At 70.8% G+C, this 1,619-nt stretch carries 3 protein-coding genes; 2 read left to right on the forward strand and 1 reads right to left on the reverse strand.

What is annotated here, in order from left to right; translation table 11 throughout:
- Window positions 1–337 (reverse strand): ArsR/SmtB family transcription factor (locus R6V09_RS52615; protein WP_317888477.1); only part of this gene is annotated, 337 nt, incomplete at its 3' end.
- A gap of 178 nt (window positions 338–515) precedes the next feature.
- Here R6V09_RS52615 and R6V09_RS52620 point away from each other — a divergent pair.
- Entirely contained in the window at window positions 516–971 is a 456-nt protein-coding gene (locus R6V09_RS52620; RefSeq protein ID WP_019071429.1) for a tellurite resistance TerB family protein, read from the forward strand.
- Between the two features lie 16 nt (window positions 972–987).
- The coding region (locus tag R6V09_RS52625; protein WP_317888478.1) for an Lrp/AsnC family transcriptional regulator at window positions 988–1,619 on the forward strand (632 nt) is incomplete at its 3' end.

The following is a 1,619-nucleotide window of genomic DNA, read 5'->3' on the forward strand; positions in this document are numbered from 1 at the left end:
GGGGGGCGGGCACATCGCGGTCGGCGCGGTCGGTGAGGCGGGCGACCGCGAGCCGGACCACGTCGACCACGTCGGGGTCGTCGACGAAGTACACCTGACGGCGGCCCTCGCGGCGGGAGCGGACCAGGCCGGCGAGTTTCAGTTTGGTCAGGTGCTGGCTGACCGCGGGCAGCGCGCCGCCGACCCGCTCCGCGAGCCCGGTGACATCGCTCTCGCCCTGGGCCAGCGCCCACACGATGTGCAGCCGCGCGGGCGAGGCCAGGAGACCGAAGGCCGCGGCGGCGTCCGCGAGCACGTCGGCCGACGGATCGTCGAAGCCTCGGTCGGCTGTCCGCACCGTCGTCGCCTCCTGTCCTGGCCGTTCCTTTCGCACGAACCGCCCCAGTCTAGGCGGCCGGAACTTCTCCCCTGTCCGGGGAGTTTCCACGGTGCTACGGACACGGATTTGTATACACACGACCACTGCATGACGCACGAATACTGCATGACGTACGACTACTACACATGGAGTTCGCATGGCCCTGTGGGACCGCTTCAAGGAGTCCGCGTCGACGATGCAGACCCAGCTCGTGGCGAAGAAGAACGACCTGAAGAGCGGGGCGTTCCGCGACGCGAGCATGGCGATGTGCGCACTCGTGGCCGCCGCTGACGGCACGGTCGACCCGTCGGAGCGCCAGCGCGTCGCCCAGCTCATCGCGAGCAACGAGGTGCTGCAGAACTTCGATGCCATGGACCTCCAGCGCCGTTTCGACGCGAACCTGGACAAGCTGACGGCCGACTTCGCCTTCGGCAAGGTCAGCGTGTTGCAGGAGATCGCCAAGGCGAAGAAGAAGCCCGCCGAAGCGCGTGCCGTGATCCAGATCGGCATCGTGATCGGTGGTGCGGACGGCGACTTCGACAAGACCGAGCAGGCCGTGGTCCGCGAGGCCTGCTTCACCCTCGACCTGCCGCCGCACGAGTTCGACCTCTGACCGGCCGTCGGGGGACATGACCGCGAACCCGCCGGACGACCTGGACCGCGGACTGATCCACGCCCTGCACATCGACGGCCGGGCACCCTTCAGCCGGATCGCCGCGGTCCTCGGCGTCTCGGCCCAGACCGTCGCGCGGCGTTACGCCCGGCTGCGCACCGGGGCCGCACTGCGTGTCGTCGGACTCACGGACCCGCACCAGGCGGGCCGTACGCAGTGGCTGGTGCGGCTCACCGCGGCGGCGCGCTCGGCACAGGACATCGCCCACGCTCTGGTACGGCGCCCGGACACGTCCTGGGTGAAACTCGCCTCCGGCGGCACCGAGATCGTGGCGGTCGTCCACGCGCCCACCGACGCGTCGGGCGCCAACTCCCTTCTCCTGCACGACATTCCGCGCACCGGCGGCATCACCGCGGTGTCCGCGCACTGTCTGCTGCACATGTATCTGGGCGGCCCGACGAACTGGCGGCGCAGCGCGGACGCGCTCGACGCGGAGCAGTCGCGGGTCCTGCGCGAGCAGGCCGGTTCCGGATATGCGGGGGTGCCGCGTCAACCGGGGCCGGGGGACGCCGAGTTGCTGGCGGCGCTGGAGAAGGACGGGCGGGCCGGACAGGGTGAGCTGGCCCGGGCGACCGGCTGGTCGCCGGC

Source organism: Streptomyces sp. W16 (genome assembly GCF_033194735.1).
In the GTDB taxonomy this organism is placed as follows: domain Bacteria; phylum Actinomycetota; class Actinomycetes; order Streptomycetales; family Streptomycetaceae; genus Streptomyces.